Origin of the sequence: Streptantibioticus cattleyicolor NRRL 8057 = DSM 46488, from assembly GCF_000240165.1 — a bacterium.
GTDB classification, from domain to species: domain Bacteria; phylum Actinomycetota; class Actinomycetes; order Streptomycetales; family Streptomycetaceae; genus Streptantibioticus; species Streptantibioticus cattleyicolor.
Genome location: NC_017586.1, coordinates 3,698,730 through 3,715,902, shown reverse-complemented (window position 1 = coordinate 3,715,902; position 17,173 = coordinate 3,698,730). Strand labels below are relative to the sequence as shown.

Genomic DNA, 17,173 nt, shown 5'->3' with positions numbered 1-17,173 from the left:
CGGGGGCATCCGTGTTCGCCCGCGAATCACAGGTGTCGCCCCGGTGTCGCCCGGGTGACCCCCGGCTCCCCCGTCAGGTGAACCGGCCGGCGCGACGCGACCACCGCTTCCGCCAGCCGGGGCGAGGCGTATCCGGTGCCGGCCAGATGCCGCAGCAACGGCCCGAACGTGGCCGCCGCGGGCGGTCCGGTGAAGAAGAGCCCCGGCACCGAGGAGCCGAACCCGGCGTCCAACCGCGGCGAGCCACCGGTACGGGCGATCGCGGCCCGCAGCCCGGGGCTCAGGAACGACCAGGCGTCCACGTCGATCCGGTACCCGGTGGCCGCGATCACATGGTCGGCGGCGACCCGTCCGGGCCGTCCGTCCGGGGCGACGGTGGCCAGCACCACCCGCCCCGAACCGGGGTCGAGGGCGGCGCCGGTGACCCGCCCCTCGGTGACCGGCACCCGGCCGCGGAAACGGTCCCGCAGCCACCACGCCCCGCACGGGCCGGGCACGGTGCGCTCCAGCAGCAGCCGCGCCCGTTCCGGCAGCCGGCGGACGCCCGCGGGGCCCGGCAGCCGGCTGACCGCGTACCGCGACCAGGCCGGGCCCAGCGGTGACCCCGGAACCCCCGCGGCGTCCGGCGGCGGCTCGAACCGCACCCGGGCCGCCCGCCGCGGCAGCAGCCGCACGGTGGCCCCCGCCTCGCTCAGCAGCACCGCGTACTCCAGCGCCGACTGGCCCGCGCCCACCACGGCCACCTCGCGGCCGGCCAGCGCCGCCGGGTCCCGGTGGTGCGAGCTGTGCGACACCGGTGCCGTGGCGGACGGGCCGCCCGCGGCGAGGACGCGCAGCGCCCCGGGGACGTACGCGGCGCCGGCCAGCCCGGCGGCCACCACGACCGCCGGGGCGGTCAGCTCCTCCCCGGTGTCCAGCCGCAACCGGAACTCGCCGTCCCGCCGGTCCACGGCGACCACCCGGGCCCGCTCGACCTCGGGCACCAGCCGCCGCGCGAACCACCGCCCGTACCGCTCGTACGTCTCCAACGGGACGGTGTCGCGCGGGCCGTCCAGCGGCGGCTCTCCCGACGCGGCGAGGAAGTCCGACAGCCGGTGCCCCCACACGGGTGCCGATATCGTCGACGCGGCCGGGGCCGAGGCCAGCGTCATCCCGCGCGGCATCGCCGTGCACCAGCGGGACAACGGCGTACCGAAGATCCGCACCGGCATCCGGCGACCCTTCAGATGCGCGGCGGCCGACAGGCCGTACGGCCCGGCGCCGATCACCACGACTGGGTTCATGGGGACTGACTCCTCGCGGTCCTACCCGCACCGAAAGCTACTGACGAACACCCGCCCGGGGCAAGGCTTTTCCGACATGACCCACTCTTTGGTGATCAAAGGACGGACGCGGCCGGACGACGCCCCCCCCGGTCAGCGGACGAACACCGACGCCTTGCCCGCCAGGTCCAGGAAGTACTGCGGCGCCACCCCGAGCACCAGCGTCATCGCCACCCCCAGCGCGATCGCCGTGGAGGTCAGCGGACTGGGCACGGCCACCGACGGGCCGCCGGGCCTGGGCTCGCTGAAGAACATCAGCACGATCACCCGGATGTAGAAGAACGCGGCGATCGCCGAGGCCACCACGCCGACCACCACCAGCGGCACCGCGCCACCCTGCGCCGCCGCCTTGAACACCGCGAACTTCCCCGAGAACCCGGCGGTCAGCGGGATCCCCGCGAAGGCCAGCAGGAAGACCGCGAAGACCGCCGCCACCAGCGGGGAACGCCGCCCCAGACCCGCCCAGCGGGACAGGTGGGTCGCCTCACCGGCCGCGTCCCGCACCAGCGTCACCACGGCGAACGCGCCCAGCGTCACGAACGAGTAGGCCCCCAGGTAGAACATCACCGAGGAGACGCCGTCCGGCGAGACCGCGATGACACCGGCGAGGATGAACCCGGCGTGCGCGATCGAGGAGTACGCCAGCAGCCGCTTGACGTCCGTCTGGGTGACCGCCACCACCGCGCCGACCAGCATGGTGACGATCGCCACCCCCCACATCACCGGCCGCCAGTCCCAGCGCAGCCCGGGCAGCACCACGTACAGCAGCCGCAGCAGCGCGCCGAAGGCCGCCACCTTGGTGGCCGCCGCCATGAACCCGGTGACCGGGGTCGGCGCCCCCTGGTAGACGTCCGGCGTCCACATGTGGAAGGGGACCGCGCCCACCTTGAACAGCAGCCCGACCACGACCATCGCGCCGCCGATCAGCAGCAGCGCGTCGTTGGCCGTGGTGTTGGCCAGCGCCGGGGTGAGCCGGGCGGTGCCGGAGACCACGTCCGCGATGCCGCCGAAGCTCACCGTGCCCGCGTAGCCGTACAGCAGCGCGATGCCGAAGAGCAGGATCGCCGAGGAGAACGCGCCCAGCAGGAAGTACTTGACCGCCGCCTCCTGGGACATCAGCCGCCGGCGGCGGGCCAGCGCGCACAGCAGGTACAGCGGGAGGGAGAAGACCTCCAGCGCCACGAAGAGGGTCAGCAGGTCGTCGGCGGCCGGGAAGACCAGCATGCCGCCGACCGCGAAGAGCAGCAGCGGGAAGACCTCGGTGGTGGTGAAGCCGGCGCGTACCGCCCGCTTCTCCTGCTCGCTGCCGGGGACGGCGGAGCCCTGGGCGGCGAAGGAGTCCACCGCGACGCCGTGCGCGGCCGGGTCGAGCCGGCGCTCGGCGAAGGTGAACGCGGCCACCAGCGCCACCAGCAGGATGGTGCCCTGGAGGAAGAGCGCCGGGCCGTCCACCGCGATCGCGCCCATCGCCGCCACGTGCGCCTTGCCGCCCGCGTACCCGTCGGCGGCCAGGGCGACCACCCCGGCGAAGGCCGCCGCCAACCCGACGACGGTGACCGCGAGTTGGGCGAGCGGACGGGCCCGGCGCGGCACGAACGCCTCCACCAGCACCCCGATCACCGCCGCGGCGAAGACGATCAGCACCGGGGCGAGCTGGGCGTACTCGATCCTCGGGGTCGGCAGCTTCTCGGTCGCGGCCGGGGCCGCCGCGCTCGTCCACAGGCTGTGGACGAGCGCCGGTGTCATCGCCGCTGTCACTTGGCGGCCTCCTTCGCTACGGCGTTGATCTGCGGCGCCGGGTCGGTGCGGTGGACGTCCGAGAGGGTGTCCCGCACCGCCGGGTTGATCACGTCGGTGACCGGCTTGGGGAAGACCCCGAGGAAGAGCAGCAGCGCGATCAGCGGCGCCACCACCACCAGCTCACGCACCCCCAGGTCCTTGATCGCGGCCACCTCCTCCTTGACCGGCCCGGTCATGGTGCGCTGGTGGAGTACGAGGACGTAGAGCGCGGCGAAGACGATGCCCACGGTGGCCACCACGCCCAGCGCCGGGTACCGGGTGAAGGTGCCCACCAGCACCAGGAACTCGCTGACGAACGGGGCGAGTCCCGGCAGCGAGAGGGTGGCCAGCCCGCCCACCAGGAAGGTGCCCGCCAGCACCGGCGCCACCTTCTGCACCCCGCCGTAGTCGGCGATGAGCCGGGAGCCGCGCCGGCTGATCAGGAACCCGGCCACCAGCAGCCAGGCCGCCGTGGAGATGCCGTGGTTGACCATGTAGAGCGCGGCGCCGCTCTGGCCCTGCGAGGTCATCGCGAAGATGCCCAGGATGATGAAGCCGAAGTGGGAGATGGAGGCGAAGGCGACCAGCCGTTTGATGTCCCGCTGGCCCACCGCCAGCAGCGCCCCGTACAGGATGCCGACGGCCGCCAGCGCCAGGACGACCGGGGTGGCCCAGGTGCTGGCGCCGGGGAAGAGCTGGAGGCAGTAGCGGAGCATCGCGAAGGTGCCCACCTTGTCCACCACGGCGGTGATCAGCACCGCCACCGGGGCGGTGGACTCCCCCATCGCGTTGGGCAGCCAGGTGTGCAGCGGCCACAGCGGCGCCTTGACCGCGAAGGCGAAGAAGAACCCCAGGAAGATCCAGCGCTCCGCGGTGGTGGAGAACTGGAGCCGCCCCTCGGCGCGGGCCCGCAGGATCTCGGTGAGCGAGAAGGTGCCGCTGCCCAGCTGGTGGGCGGTGACCGCGTACAGCCCGATCACCGCAGCCAGCATCACCAGCCCGCCGGCCAGGTTGTACAGCAGGAACTTCACCGCCGCGTAGGACCGCTGGGCCGCCTGCTCCTCCGCCCCGCGACTGCCCGCCCGGTCGCCGAAGCCGCCGATGAGGAAGTACATCGGGATCAGCATGGCTTCGAAGAACAGGTAGAACAGGAAGACGTCGGTGGACTCGAAGGAGATCACCACCATCGCCTCGACCAGCAGGATCAGCGCGAAGAAGCCCTGCACCGGCCTCCAGTGGTACCGGCCCCGATAGGGACCCTCCTCGCCGAAGGCGGGCGAGGAGGGACGATCCGCGTCGTGCCAGCCGGCCGCCATCACCACCGGGACGAGCACCGCGGTCAGCAGCGTCAGCATCACCGCGATGCCGTCCACACCCAGCTCGTAGCGGACCCCGAACGACGGGATCCACGCGTGCGACTCGGTGAGCTGGTAGCGCGGGCCGCCGGGGGTGAACCGGGCGGTGTCCACCGCGGCCAACGCCAGCGTCACCAGCGCGAAGGCCAGCGCCACCCATTTGGCGGCGGTGCGCCGGGCGGCCGGGACGGCGGCGGTGGCCACCGCGCCGACCGCGGGCACCGCGGCCGTCACTGTCAGCAGAGGAAACGACATCGCTATCAGACCGCCCTCATCAGCAAGGTCGCGGCAACGACCAGCGCCGTACCGCCGAGCATCGAGACCGCGTAGGAGCGGGCAAAGCCGTTCTGCACCCGGCGCAGCCGGCCGGAGAGCCCGCCGACGCCGGCCGCCGCCCCGTTGACCACCCCGTCCACCACCGAGTGGTCGAGGTAGACCAGGCTGCGGGTGAGGTGTTCACCGCCGCGGACGAGGACGACGTGGTTGAAGTCGTCCTGGAGCAGGTCGCGGCGGGCGGCGCGGGTGAGCAGCGAGCCGCGCGGCGCCACCGCGGGCACCGGCCGCCGCCCGTACGCCTGCCAGGCCAGCCCCACGCCGATCGCCAGCACCACCAAGGTGGCCACCGTGACCACCCAGGAGGCGACCGGCGGGTGCCCCTCGGCGTGGCCGGTGACCGGCCGCAGCCAGTTGAGGAACGCCGAGTTGATGCTGAACAGCCCGCCCGCGAAGACCGACCCGAGGGCCAGCACGATCATCGGGACCGTCATCACCTTGGGCGACTCGTGCGGATGCGGCAGCTCACCGGGGTGGGCCTCGACGCCGGGCTCGACACTGGCCGCGCGGTCCGGGTCGGGCGCCGGCTGCCAGCGCTTCTCACCGAAGAACGTCATCAGCATGACCCGGGTCATGTAGAACGCGGTGATCCCGGCGCCCAGCAGCGCGACCGCGCCCAGGATCCACCCCTCGGTGCCGCCCTTGGCGAACGCCGCCTCGATGATCTTGTCCTTGGACCAGAAGCCGGAGAGGCCGGGGAAGCCGATGATGGCCAGGTAGCCCAGGCCGAAGGTGACGTAGGTGACCGGCATGTACCTGCGCAGCGCGCCGAACTTGCGCATGTCCACCTCGTCGTTCATCCCGTGCATCACGGAACCGGCGCCGAGGAAGAGCCCCGCCTTGAAGAAGCCGTGGGTGACCAGGTGCATGATGGCGAAGACGTAGCCGACCGGGCCGAGGCCGGCGGCCAGGATCATGTACCCGATCTGCGACATCGTGGAGCCGGCCAGCGCCTTCTTGATGTCGTCCTTGGCGCACCCGACCACGGCACCGAAGATCAGGGTGACCGCGCCCACCACGGTGACCGCGAGCTGGGCGGTGGGGGCGCCGTCGAAGACCGCGGCCGACCGCGTGATCAGGTAGACCCCGGCGGTCACCATGGTGGCCGCGTGGATCAGCGCGGAGACCGGGGTCGGGCCCTCCATCGCGTCCCCCAGCCAGGACTGCAACGGCACCTGCGCCGACTTGCCGCACGCCGCGAGCAGCAGCATCAGCCCGATCGCGGTGAGCTTGCCCTCGGACGCCGAGCCGGTGTGCGCGAACACCGGGCCGAAGGAGAAGGTGCCGAACCAGGCGAAGAGCAGCATCACCGCGATCGACAGCCCCACGTCACCGACCCGGTTGACGATGAACGCCTTCTTGGCCGCGGTCGCCGCCGACGGCTTGTGCTGCCAGAACCCGATCAGCAGGTAGGAGGCGAGGCCCACGCCCTCCCAGCCGACGTACAGCAGCAGGTAGTTGTCGGCGAGGACGAGCAGCAGCATCGCCGCGAGGAAGAGGTTGAGGTAGCCGAAGAACCGGCGGCGGTTGTCGTCGTGGGCCATGTAGCCGATCGAGTAGATGTGGATCAGCGTGCCCACACCGGTGATCAGCAGCACGAACGTCATCGACAACTGGTCGAGCTGGAAGGCCACGTCGGCCCGGAAGCCGCCCACCGGCACCCAGCTGAACAGGTGCGAGGTCATCGTCCGCGCGGAGCCGGAGCGGCCCAGCATCCCGGCGAAGAGCACCACGCCGATCACGAACGAGACGGCCGCCAGCGCCGAGCCGATCAGATGGCCCGTCCGGTCCAGCCGCCGCCCGCCGACGAGCAGGAGGGCGGCGCCGAGAAGTGGAGCCCCGACCAGGGCTCCGATGAGGTGATCCACGTCAACTGCCCCTATCTCACAGCTTCATCAGGCTGGCGTCGTCGACCGAGGCCGAGTGGCGGGACCGGAAGAACGTCACGATGATCGCGAGGCCGACGACCACCTCCGCCGCCGCGACGACCATGGTGAAGAAGGCGAAGACCTGCCCGTCGAGGTTGCCGTGCAGCCGGGAGAAGGTGACGAAGGCCAGGTTGCAGGCGTTGAGCATCAGCTCGACGCACATGAAGACGATGATGGCGTTGCGCCGGATCAGCACCCCGGCGGCGCCGATGGTGAACAGCAGGGCCGACAGGTACAGGTAGTTGGCTGGGTTCACTTGGCCGCCCCGTTCTCGTGGTCGCGGGCCCGCTCGCGCGCGGCCCGTTCGCTCGCCTCCGGTTCCGTCACCGACTCCGCCTCGCGCTCCAGGTCGTCCTCCGAGCGCTGCTCCAACTCGGCGATTCCGGCGAGTGGTTCGCGGCTGACGTCGCGGATCTGGCCGCGGGCGCGCAGCGTGGGGTTGACGGACAGCTCGGAGGGGGTGCCGTCGGGCAGCAGGCCGGGGATGTCCACCGCGTTGTGCCGGGCGTAGACGCCGGGGGCGGGCAGCGGGGTGACGGGGGCGCCCTCGCGGACCCTGCGCTCGGAGAGTTCGCGCTGGGTGGCCGCGTGCTCGGTGCGCTCCCGGTGGGTGAGGACCATGGCGCCGACCGCCGCGGTGATCAGCAGGGCGCCGGTGATCTCGAAGGCCCAGACGTAGGTGGTGAAGACCAGCTTGGCCAGCCCCTCCACGTTGCCGCCCGCGTTGGCCTGGCCGAGCCCCTTGAACTGGCGCACCCCGGCGTTGCCGAGGCCGGCGATCAGCAGGATGCCGAAGCCCAGCCCGCACAGCGCGGCGGCCCACCGCTGGCCCTTGATCGTCTCCTTCAGGGAGTCGGCGGCGGTGATGCCGACCAGCATGACCACGAAGAGGAAGAGCATCATGATCGCGCCGGTGTAGACCACCACCTGCACGATGCCCAGGAAGTAGGCGCCCTGGGCGAGGTAGAAGACGGCCAGCACGATCATCGTGCCGGCCAGGCAGAGCGCGCTGTGCACCGCCTTCCGCATCGTCACGGTGCCCAGCGCGCCGAGCACCGCGACCACGCCGAGCAGCCAGAACTGGACCGCCTCGCCGGTGGATGTCGTCATCGGACCGCCCCCCTCGGGTGCGCCGTGGCCTCCGGGCCGGCCGCCGCCGTCTCCTCGGCGGTGACCTCCTCGGCCGGCTTCTCCCCCTTGGACAGGACCGGCTGGCGCTCGGTGCCGGGGGCGGCGCCGGTGATCCGGCCGAGGTAGTAGTCCTGCTCGTCGGCGCCGGGGTAGATGGCGTGCGGGGTGTCGACCATGCCCTCGGTGAGGCCGGCGAGGAGTTCTTCCTTGGTGTAGATGAGCGACTCGCGGGTGCGGTCGGCCAGTTCGTACTCGTTGGTCATGGTGAGCGCGCGGGTGGGGCACGCCTCGATGCACAGGCCGCACAGGATGCAGCGGGCGTAGTTGATCTGGTAGACGCGGCCGTAGCGCTCGCCCGGCGAGTAGCGCTCCTCGTCGGTGTTGTCGGCGCCCTCGACGTAGATGGCGTCGGCCGGGCAGGCCCAGGCGCACAACTCGCAGCCGACGCACTTCTCCAGCCCGTCGGGGTGGCGGTTGAGCTGGTGGCGGCCGTGGAAGCGGGGCGCCGTGGGCTTCTTGTACTCCGGGTACTGCTCGGTGAGCCGCTTCTTGAACATGGCCTTGAAGGTCACGCCGAAGCCGGCCACCGGGTTCTCCCAGCCGGAGCGGGGCTGCTCGGCCCCGTCCCGCGAGGTGTTGTCAGGCATCACCGGCCTCCTTACCGTCACTGTCAGTATCGGGGCCGCCACTGACAATCAACTGGCCCGCGCCGCGCGGCCGTCGCCGGGGCACCGGGGGCAGCGTCTGGCCGGGCAGCGGCGGCACCGGGAAGCCGCCGGCCATCGGGTCGAACGGCTCGCCGGCCGTCCCCGCCGCGCCGCCCGCCGGGGCCCGCCGCCGTCCCCGGTCCCGGAAGACGTCGGCCACCAGGGAGAGCAGCAGCACGGCGAGGACCGCGCCGCCCACGTAGAGCACGATGCGCTGGAAGTCGTAGTTCTCGTCGCGCAGCGCCCGTACCGCGGCCACCAGCATCAGCCAGGCCAGCGAGACCGGGATCAGCACCTTCCAGCCCAGCTTCATGAACTGGTCGTAGCGCATCCGGGGCAGCGTGCCGCGCAGCCAGATGAAGACGAAGAGCAGCAGCTGGATCTTGATGGTGAACCACAGCAGCGGCCACCAGCCGTGGTTGGCCCCCGCCCAGAACCCGGAGATCGGCCACGGCGCCCGCCAGCCGCCCAGGAAGAGCGTGGTCGCCACCGCGGAGACGGTCACCATGTTGACGTACTCGGCGAGCATGAACATCGCGAACTTGATCGACGAGTACTCGGTGTTGAAGCCGCCGACCAGCTCGCCCTCGGCCTCCGGCAGGTCGAACGGCGCCCGGTTGGTCTCGCCGACCATCGCCACGATGTAGATCAGGAACGACACCGGCAGCAGCGCGATGAACCAGCGGTCGTGCTGGGCGGCGACGATCTGCGAGGTCGACATCGAGTGCGAGTAGAGGAAGACCGCGGCGAACGACACGCCCATGGCCAGCTCGTACGAGATCATCTGGGCCGTGGAGCGCAACCCGCCCAGCAGCGGGTAGGTCGAGCCGGACGACCAGCCGGCCAGCACGATGCCGTAGATCCCGATGGACGCGGTGGCCAGCACGTACAGGATGCCGACCGGCAGGTCGGTCAGCTGCATCGGGGTGCGCACCCCGAAGACCGAGATCTCGTTGTCGGCCGGGCCGAACGGGATCACCGCGAACGCCATGAAGGCCGGGATCGCGGCGACCACCGGCGCCAGGATGTAGACCACCTTGTCGGCGCCGCGGACGACGACGTCCTCCTTGAGCATCAGCTTCACGCCGTCCGCCAGCGACTGGAGCATCCCCCAGGGGCCGTGCCGGTTGGGGCCGATGCGCAGTTGCATCCAGGCGACGACCTTGCGCTCCCAGACGATGGAGAAGAGCACGGTCACCATCGCGAACGCGAAGCAGAAAACGGCCTTGAGGACCACCAGCCACCACGGATCGCGGCCGAAGTACGAGAGGTTCTCCGCCGCCAGGCGCACGGTCGCCGCGCCCAGGGGCACGGTCGCTGCGTCGATCACCGTTCCACCTCCGTGCCGTCGGCGCCGGCGGCACCGATCCGGACCAGTTCGCCCGGTACCGCGCCGAGGTCGCCGTGGACCCCGCCGCCCACCGAGTTCAACGGCAGCCACACCACCCGGTCGGGCATCTCGGTGACCGCCAGCGGCAGCGTCACGGTGCCGGCCGGGCCGGTGACGGCCAGCGGGTCGCCGTCCTTGACCCCGGCGGCCTCCGCGGTGGCCGCCGAGAGCCGGGCCACCGCCGGGTGGCGGGTGGCGGCCAGCGCCTCGTCGCCGTCCTGGAGGCGCCCCTGGTCCAGCAGGAGCCGGTGGCCGGCGAGGACCGCCTCGCCACGGTCCGGCCGGGGCAGCGGCCGGTGCGGGCGCGCCGGGACCTCGGGGCGGGCGCCCTGCCAGGGGGCGAGCCGGTCCAGCTCGGCCCGGACGGAGCGGACGTCCGGCAGCCCCAGCCCGGGCCCGGCGTCCGCCATCGCGTCGGCGATCAGGTGGAGCACCCGGGCGTCGCCGAGAAGGTGACGCACCGCCATCTGGTCGGGCTTGAGGGCGGCTTCGAAGGAACGGGCCCGCCCCTCCCAGTCCAGATAGGTGCCGGCCTTCTCCGCGGTCGCCGCCACCGGCAGCACCACGTCGGCGCGTTCGGTGACCTCGCTGGGGCGCAGCTCCAGGCTGACCAGGAAGCCGACCTGGTCGAGCGCCTCCCGGGCCCGCGCCGGATCCGGCAGGTCGGCCACCTCGACCCCGCCGACCAGCAGCGCGGCCAGCTCGCCCCGGGCCGCCGCGTCGACGATCGCCCCGGTGTCCCGGCCGGCCCGCTCCGGCAGCCCGCCGACCCGCCACACCCCGGCCGTCTCGGCGCGGGCCCGCGGGTCGGTCACCGGACGGCCGCCGGGCAGCAGATCCGGCAGCGCCCCGGCCTCCACCGCTCCGCGCTCCCCGGCCCGGCGCGGGATCCACGCCACCCGGGCGCCGGTGGCCCGGGCGCACCGCACCGCCGCGGTCAGCCCGCCGGCCACGGCGGCCAGGCGTTCGCCGACCAGCAGCACCGCGCCGTCCTGGCGCAGCGCCTCGGCGGCCTCGCCGCCCACCTCGTCCAGGCCCACCCCGGCGGCGAGCGCGTCCAGCCACTCGGCCTCGGTGCCGGGGGCGGCCGGCAGCAGCGTGCCGCCCGCCTTGGCCAGCCCCGGGGTGACGTGGGTGGCGAGCGCGTACAGCCGCAGGCCGTGCTTGCGGTGGGCCTTGCGCAGCCGCAGGAAGACGATGGGCGACTCCTCCTCGGCCTCCAGCCCGGCCAGCAGCACGGCGGGGGCCTTCTCCAGCGCCCGGTAGGTCACCCCGGTGCCGTCCAGGTCGTGGCCGCGGCCGGCGACGTGGGCGGCGAGGAAGTCGGCCTCCTCGGCGCTGTGCGTCCGGGCCCGGAAGTCGACGTCGTTGGTGTCGAGCACCACCCGGGCGAACTTGGCGTACGCGTAGGCGTCCTCGACGGTGAGCCGGCCGCCGGGGAGCACCCCGGCCCGGCCGCGCGCCGCGGCCAGCCCCCGGGCCGCCACGTCCAGCGCCTCCGGCCAGCTCGCCGGCCGCAGCTCACCGGTGTCCGCGTCGCGTACCAGCGGGTGCGTGATGCGGTCCGGGCGCTGGGCGTAGCGGAAGGCGAAGCGCCCCTTGTCGCAGCTCCACTCCTCGTTGACCTCGGGGTCGTCGGCGGCCAGCCGACGCATCACCTTGCCGCGCCGGTGGTCGGTGCGGATCGCGCAGCCGCTGGCGCAGTGTTCGCACGCGCCGGGGGTGGAGACCAGGTCGAACGGACGGGAGCGGAACCGGTACGCCACCGAGGTCAGCGCGCCCACCGGGCAGATCTGGATGGTGTTGCCGGAGAAGTAGGACTCGAACGGGTCGCCCTCGCCGATCCCCACCTGCTCCAGCGCGCCGCGTTCCAGCAGCTCGATCATGGGGTCGCCGGCGACCTGCTGGGAGAAGCGGGTGCACCGGGCGCACAGCACGCACCGCTCGCGGTCCAGCAGGATCTGCGGGGAGATCGGGACCGGCTTGGCGTAGGTGCGTTTGCGTCCCTCGAAGCGGGTGTCGGCCTGGCCGGCGGACATCGCCTGGTTCTGCAACGGGCATTCGCCGCCCTTGTCGCACACCGGGCAGTCCAGCGGGTGGTTGATCAGCAGCAGCTCCATCACCCCGCGCTGCGCCTTCTCGGCCACCGGGGAGGTGAGCTGGGTGCGGACCACCATGCCGTCGGTGCAGGTGATGGTGCACGAGGCCATCGGCTTGCGCTGGCCCTCCACCTCCACGATGCACTGCCGGCAGGCGCCCACCGGGTCGAGCAGCGGGTGGTCGCAGAACCGCGGGATCTCCACCCCGACCAGTTCGGCGGCCCGGATCACCAGGGTGCCCTTGGGTACGGAGAGCTGGATGCCGTCGATGGTGACGGTGACCAGCTGCTCCGGCGGCACCGCGGCCGGTCCGCCACCGGCGGCCACGCCAGTCGTCACGGTCACGCGTTCACCTCCAGGTGAGCGGAGTCGGCCCAGGCGGTGGACCGGGCCGGGTCGAACGGGCAGCCCCGGCCGTCGAGGTGCTCCTCGTACTCGGCGCGGAAGTACTTCAGGGAGGAGAAGATGGGGCTGGCGGCGCCGTCGCCGAGCGCGCAGAACGACTTGCCGTTGATGTTGTCGGCGATGTCGGCGAGCTTGTCGAGGTCGGCCGGGTTCCCCTTGCCCGCTTCGATGTCCCGCAGCAGTTGCACCAGCCAATACGTGCCCTCCCGGCACGGGGTGCACTTGCCGCAGGACTCGTGGGCGTAGAACTCCGTCCAGCGGGTGACCGCGCGGACCACGCAGGTGGTCTCGTCGAAGCACTGCAACGCCTTGGTGCCCAGCATGGATCCGGCGGCGCCCACGCCCTCGTAGTCCAGCGGCACGTCGAGGTGTTCATCGGTGAGCAGCGGGGTGGAGGAGCCGCCCGGGGTCCAGAACTTCAGCCGGTGGCCGGGGCGCATCCCGCCGCTGATGTCGAGGAGTTGGCGCAGCGTGACGCCGAGCGGCGCCTCGTACTGGCCGGGGCGGGCGACGTGGCCGGAGAGCGAGTAGAGCGTGAACCCGGGCGACTTCTCGCTGCCCATCGAACGGAACCAGTCCTTGCCGCGGTGCACGATGGCGGGAACCGAGGCGATCGACTCGACGTTGTTCACCACGGTGGGGCAGGCGTACAGACCCGCGACGGCGGGGAAGGGAGGACGCAGCCTGGGCTGGCCACGACGGCCCTCCAGCGAGTCGAGCAGCGCGGTCTCCTCGCCGCAGATGTATGCGCCCGCGCCGGCGTGCACGGTGACCTCCAGGTCGAACCCGCTGCCCTGGATGTTGGCGCCGAGGTAGCCGGCCGCGTACGCCTCGGCCACCGCGTGGTGGAGCCTGCGCAGTACGGGGACGACCTCGCCGCGCAGGTAGACGAAGGCGTGGTGGGAGCGGATCGCGTGGCAGGCGATCACGATGCCCTCGATGAGCGCGTGCGGGTTGGCGTGCAGCAGCGGGATGTCCTTGCAGGTGCCCGGCTCGGACTCGTCGGCGTTGACCACCAGGTAGTGCGGCTTGCCGTCGCCTTGCGGGATGAACTGCCATTTCATCCCGGTGGGGAAGCCCGCGCCGCCACGGCCGCGCAGTCCGGCCTCCTTGACCAGGGCGATCACGTCGTCCGGCGGCATGGCGAGCGCCTTGCGCAGGCCCTCGTACCCGTCGTGCCGGCGGTAGGACTCCAGGGTCCAGCTCTCCGGGTCGTCCCAGAACGCCGACAGCACCGGGGTGAGCAGCTTCTCCGGGGTGGTCTCGGTTCCGGAGCCGGGCCGGGTGGTGCCGCCGTCTTCGGTCGCCACGCTCATCACTCCCCCTCCTCGGCATCACGCGGCGGGACGACGGACCCGCCGCGGGCGGCCGTCTCCTCGCCCTTGGCCAGCCGCAGTCCGGCGAGCGAGGCGGGGCCGGCGCTGCCGCCGGACGCCACCGCGCCGGGGCGCTCGTCGGGGAAGCCGGCCAGGATCCGGGCGGTCTCCTTGAAGGTGCACAGCGGGGCGCCGCGGGTCGGGGTGACCTCGCGTCCGGCCCGCAGGTCGTCCACGAGCCGCCGGGCCGAGGCGGGCGTCTGGTTGTCGAAGAACTCCCAGTTGACCATCAGCACCGGGGCGTAGTCGCAGGCCGCGTTGCACTCGATGCGTTCCAGGGTGACCTTGCCGTCCTCGGTGGTGCCGTGGTTGCCGACGCCGAGGTGTTCCTCCAGCGCGGCGAAGACGGCGTCCCCGCCGAGCACCGCGCACAGCGTGTTGGTGCACACCCCGACGTGGTACTCGCCGCCGGGTTCGCGGCGGTACATGGTGTAGAAGGTGGCGACCGCGGTGACCTCGGCGGTGGTCAGCCCGAGCAGTTCGGCGCAGAACCGGACGCCGGTGCGGGTGACGTGGCCCTCCTCGGCCTGGACGAGGTGGAGCAGCGGCAGCAGCGCGGAACGCGGGTCCGGGTAGCGCGCGATCACCTCCCGCGCGTCTGCCTCCAGGCGTTCGCGAACGTCGGCCGGGTAGTCGGGAGCGGGCATCCGCGGCATGCCCAAACTGATGTCTGTCACCGGTCGACGCCTCCCATCACGGGGTCGATGGAGGCCACCGCGACGATGACGTCGGCGACCATGCCGCCTTCGCACATCGCCGCCATGGTCTGGAGGTTGGTGAAGGACGGGTCGCGGAAGTGCACCCGGTGCGGACGGGTGCCGCCGTCGCTGACGACGTGCGCGCCCAGCTCGCCCTTGGCGGATTCCACCGCCACGTACGCCTGGCCCGGGGGCACCCGGAAGCCCTCGGTGACCAGCTTGAAGTGGTGGATCAGGGCTTCCATGGAGGTGCCCATGATCTTCTTGATGTGGTCCAGCGAGTTGCCCAGGCCGTCCGGGCCGAGGGCGAGCTGGGCGGGCCAGGCGATCTTCTTGTCGGCCACCATGACCGGGCCGGGCTGGAGCCGGTCCAGGCACTGCTCGACGATGCGCAGGCTCTGCCGCATCTCCTCGATCCGGACCAGGAAGCGGCCGTAGGAGTCGCAGCTGTCGGCGGTCGGGACCTCGAAGTCGTAGCTGTCGTAACCGCAGTAGGGCTGGGCCTTGCGCAGGTCGTGCGGGAGGCCGGCGGCGCGCAGGATGGGGCCGGTGGCGCCCAGCGCCATGCAGCCGGCCAGGTCGAGGTAGCCGACGTCCCGCATCCGGCCCTTGAAGACCGGGTTGCCGGTGGCGAGCTTGTCGTACTCGGGGAGGTTCTTGCGGAACTTCTTGACCACCTCGCGCACCGCGTCCACCGCGCCGGGCGGCAGGTCCTGGGCGAGGCCGCCGGGGCGGACGTAGGCGTGGTTCATCCGCAGCCCGGTGATCAGCTCGAAGGCGTCCAGGATCAGCTCACGGTCCCGGAAGCCGTAGATCATGATGGTGGTGGCGCCCAGTTCCATGCCGCCGGTGGCGATGGCCACCAGGTGCGAGGAGATCCGGTTGAGCTCCATCATCATCACCCGGATGATCCGGGCCCGTTCCGGGACGGCGTCCTCGATGCCGAGGAGTTTCTCCACCGCCAGGCAGTAGGCGGTCTCGTTGAACAGCGGCGTGAGGTAGTCCATGCGGGTGACGAACGTGGTGCCCTGCGTCCACGTCCGGTACTCCATGTTCTTCTCGATGCCGGTGTGCAGGTAGCCGATGCCGCAGCGGGCCTCGGTGACCGTCTCGCCGTCGATCTCCAGGATCAGCCGGAGCACGCCGTGGGTGGACGGGTGCTGGGGCCCCATGTTGACGACGATGCGCTCGTCGTCGGCCTTGCCGACGGTTTCGGCGAGTTCGTCCCAGTCACCGCCGGTGACGGTGAAGACGCGGCCCTCGGTGGTCTGCCGTTCCTCGGCCGGGGCGGGTGCGTGTGGAGTGGCCATTACGAGTACGACCTCCGCTGGTCGGGAGCCGGGATCTGGGCGCCCTTGTACTCGACGGGGATGCCGCCGAGCGGGTAGTCCTTGCGCTGCGGATGGCCCTGCCAGTCGTCGGGCATCATGATCCGGGTCAGCGCCGGGTGGCCGTCGAAGACGATGCCGAAGAAGTCGTACGTCTCCCGCTCGTGCCAGTCGTTGGTCGGGTAGACCTCGACGATGGAGGGCACGTGGGGGTCGCCGTCCGGGCAGGAGACCTCCAGCCGGATCAGCCGGTTGTGGGTGATGGAGCGCAGGTGGTAGACGGCGTGCAGCTCACGCCCCTTGTCGCCGGGGTAGTGAACGCCGCTGACCCCGGTGCACAGTTCGAAGCGGAGCGCCGGGTCGTCGCGGAGGGTGCGGGCCACCCTGGGCAGGTGTTCGCGGGCGATGTGGAAGGTGATCTCGCCGCGGTCGACCACGGTCTTCTCGATCGCGTTCTCCGGCACCAGGCCCTGCTCGTCGAGGGCGCCTTCGAGTTCGTCGGCGACCTCGTCGAACCAGCCGCCGTAGGGCCGGCTCGCCGCCCCGGGCAGCCGTACGGTGCGCACCAGGCCGCCGTAGCCGGAGGTGTCCCCGCCGCCGCCGGCGCCGAACATGCCGCGCCGCACCCCGATGACCTCGCCCTGGTCGCCGCGCTGGCCGGGCAGGTTGCCGGCGTTGACGTCCTTGTCGGGGTTGACGCCGTTGTTCCGGGGGTCGGTCATCGCAGCAGCCCCTTCATCTCGATCGTCGGGAGCGCCTTGAGGGCCGCCTCCTCCGCCTCGCGGGCCGCCCGCTCGCGGTGGACGCCGAGCTTCTCGTGCTGGATCTTGTCGTGCAGCTTGAGGATGGCGTCGAGCAGCATCTCGGGGCGGGGCGGGCAGCCGGGCAGGTAGATGTCGACCGGCACGATGTGGTCGACGCCCTGGACGATCGCGTAGTTGTTGAACATGCCACCGCTGGAGGCGCAGACGCCCATGGAGATCACCCACTTGGGGTTGGGCATCTGGTCGTAGACCTGGCGCAGCACCGGCGCCATCTTCTGGCTGACCCGCCCCGCGACGATCATCAGGTCGGCCTGGCGCGGCGAGCCGCGGAAGACCTCCATGCCGAAGCGGGCCATGTCGTACCGGCCGGCGCCTGCGGTCATCATCTCGATCGCGCAGCACGCGAGGCCGAAGGTCGCCGGGAAGACCGACGCCTTGCGCACCCACCCCGCGGCCTGCTCGACGGTGGTGAGCAGAAAGCCGCTCGGCAGCTTCTCCTCGATACCCATAGCGATTGCCCCTGTCTCAAATGCCCGGGTTCGTATCTATTGTCGCGCG

General features: G+C 72.0%; 14 protein-coding genes. All 14 read right to left on the bottom strand.

Annotated elements, in window-relative coordinates:
• Positions 1-26 precede the first annotated feature (26 nt).
• Positions 27-1,283: an NAD(P)-binding domain-containing protein gene (locus SCATT_RS16495; protein WP_014144219.1), complete on the bottom strand. Its 1,257-nt coding sequence runs from the start codon at positions 1,281-1,283 to the stop codon at positions 27-29.
• A 132-nt stretch (positions 1,284-1,415) separates the two neighbouring features.
• Positions 1,416-3,068, bottom strand: coding sequence for an NADH-quinone oxidoreductase subunit NuoN (gene nuoN, locus SCATT_RS16490; RefSeq protein ID WP_014144218.1), 1,653 nt, complete (start codon positions 3,066-3,068; stop codon positions 1,416-1,418).
• Positions 3,069-3,076: 8 nt separating this feature from the next.
• Entirely contained in the window at positions 3,077-4,711 is a 1,635-nt protein-coding gene (locus SCATT_RS16485; RefSeq protein WP_014144217.1) for an NADH-quinone oxidoreductase subunit M, read from the bottom strand.
• 5 nt (positions 4,712-4,716) lie between these two features.
• On the bottom strand, positions 4,717-6,657 hold the full coding sequence (gene nuoL / locus SCATT_RS16480) for an NADH-quinone oxidoreductase subunit L (protein ID WP_014144216.1): 1,941 nt from the start codon (positions 6,655-6,657) through the stop codon (positions 4,717-4,719).
• Between the two features lie 16 nt (positions 6,658-6,673).
• Positions 6,674-6,973, bottom strand: coding sequence for an NADH-quinone oxidoreductase subunit NuoK (nuoK, locus tag SCATT_RS16475; RefSeq protein WP_014144215.1), 300 nt, complete (start codon positions 6,971-6,973; stop codon positions 6,674-6,676).
• Complete coding sequence (locus SCATT_RS16470; RefSeq protein ID WP_014144214.1) at positions 6,970-7,827, bottom strand: NADH-quinone oxidoreductase subunit J; 858 nt, start codon at positions 7,825-7,827, stop codon at positions 6,970-6,972. The genes nuoK and SCATT_RS16470 overlap by 4 nt, the downstream gene beginning before the upstream one ends.
• The gene (gene nuoI, locus SCATT_RS16465) at positions 7,824-8,495 is read right to left on the bottom strand and encodes an NADH-quinone oxidoreductase subunit NuoI (protein WP_014628191.1); all 672 of its coding nucleotides are present in this window, start codon (positions 8,493-8,495) and stop codon (positions 7,824-7,826) included. Before nuoI ends, SCATT_RS16470 begins: the two co-directional genes overlap by 4 nt.
• Entirely contained in the window at positions 8,488-9,885 is a 1,398-nt protein-coding gene (nuoH, locus tag SCATT_RS16460) for an NADH-quinone oxidoreductase subunit NuoH (RefSeq protein WP_014144212.1), read from the bottom strand. Before nuoH ends, nuoI begins: the two co-directional genes overlap by 8 nt.
• On the bottom strand, positions 9,882-12,389 hold the full coding sequence (locus SCATT_RS16455) for an NADH-quinone oxidoreductase subunit G (RefSeq protein WP_014144211.1): 2,508 nt from the start codon (positions 12,387-12,389) through the stop codon (positions 9,882-9,884). Before SCATT_RS16455 ends, nuoH begins: the two co-directional genes overlap by 4 nt.
• Complete coding sequence (gene nuoF / locus SCATT_RS16450) at positions 12,386-13,765, bottom strand: NADH-quinone oxidoreductase subunit NuoF (protein ID WP_014144210.1); 1,380 nt, start codon at positions 13,763-13,765, stop codon at positions 12,386-12,388. The genes SCATT_RS16455 and nuoF overlap by 4 nt, the downstream gene beginning before the upstream one ends.
• Positions 13,765-14,481 (bottom strand): NADH-quinone oxidoreductase subunit NuoE, encoded by a 717-nt coding sequence (nuoE, locus tag SCATT_RS16445; RefSeq protein ID WP_014144209.1) that lies wholly within the window; start codon positions 14,479-14,481, stop codon positions 13,765-13,767. The genes nuoF and nuoE overlap by 1 nt, the downstream gene beginning before the upstream one ends.
• Before the next feature lie 17 nt (positions 14,482-14,498).
• The gene (locus tag SCATT_RS16440) at positions 14,499-15,833 is read right to left on the bottom strand and encodes an NADH-quinone oxidoreductase subunit D (RefSeq protein ID WP_014144208.1); all 1,335 of its coding nucleotides are present in this window, start codon (positions 15,831-15,833) and stop codon (positions 14,499-14,501) included.
• Positions 15,833-16,573 carry an NADH-quinone oxidoreductase subunit C gene (locus SCATT_RS16435; protein WP_014144207.1) on the bottom strand — a complete coding sequence of 247 codons (741 nt, stop codon included), beginning with the start codon at positions 16,571-16,573 and terminating at the stop codon, positions 15,833-15,835. Before SCATT_RS16435 ends, SCATT_RS16440 begins: the two co-directional genes overlap by 1 nt.
• Positions 16,570-17,124 (bottom strand): NuoB/complex I 20 kDa subunit family protein, encoded by a 555-nt coding sequence (locus tag SCATT_RS16430; protein ID WP_014144206.1) that lies wholly within the window; start codon positions 17,122-17,124, stop codon positions 16,570-16,572. The genes SCATT_RS16435 and SCATT_RS16430 overlap by 4 nt, the downstream gene beginning before the upstream one ends.
• Positions 17,125-17,173: the final 49 nt, after the last annotated feature.

Bases quoted from the DNA above. Each gene is read 5' to 3' on its own strand.
- nuoN (WP_014144218.1), bottom strand. From the start codon at position 3,068: ATGACACCGGCGCTCGTCCACAGCCTGTGGACGAGCGCGGCGGCCCCG.
- SCATT_RS16495 (WP_014144219.1), bottom strand. From the start codon at position 1,283: ATGAACCCAGTCGTGGTGATCGGCGCCGGGCCGTACGGCCTGTCGGCC.
- nuoF (WP_014144210.1), bottom strand. From the start codon at position 13,765: ATGAGCGTGGCGACCGAAGACGGCGGCACCACCCGGCCCGGCTCCGGA.
- SCATT_RS16430 (WP_014144206.1), bottom strand. From the start codon at position 17,124: ATGGGTATCGAGGAGAAGCTGCCGAGCGGCTTTCTGCTCACCACCGTC.
- SCATT_RS16470 (WP_014144214.1), bottom strand. From the start codon at position 7,827: ATGACGACATCCACCGGCGAGGCGGTCCAGTTCTGGCTGCTCGGCGTG.
- SCATT_RS16435 (WP_014144207.1), bottom strand. From the start codon at position 16,573: ATGACCGACCCCCGGAACAACGGCGTCAACCCCGACAAGGACGTCAAC.
- nuoE (WP_014144209.1), bottom strand. From the start codon at position 14,481: ATGCCGCGGATGCCCGCTCCCGACTACCCGGCCGACGTTCGCGAACGC.
- SCATT_RS16440 (WP_014144208.1), bottom strand. From the start codon at position 15,833: ATGGCCACTCCACACGCACCCGCCCCGGCCGAGGAACGGCAGACCACC.
- nuoI (WP_014628191.1), bottom strand. From the start codon at position 8,495: ATGCCTGACAACACCTCGCGGGACGGGGCCGAGCAGCCCCGCTCCGGC.
- SCATT_RS16485 (WP_014144217.1), bottom strand. From the start codon at position 4,711: ATGTCGTTTCCTCTGCTGACAGTGACGGCCGCGGTGCCCGCGGTCGGC.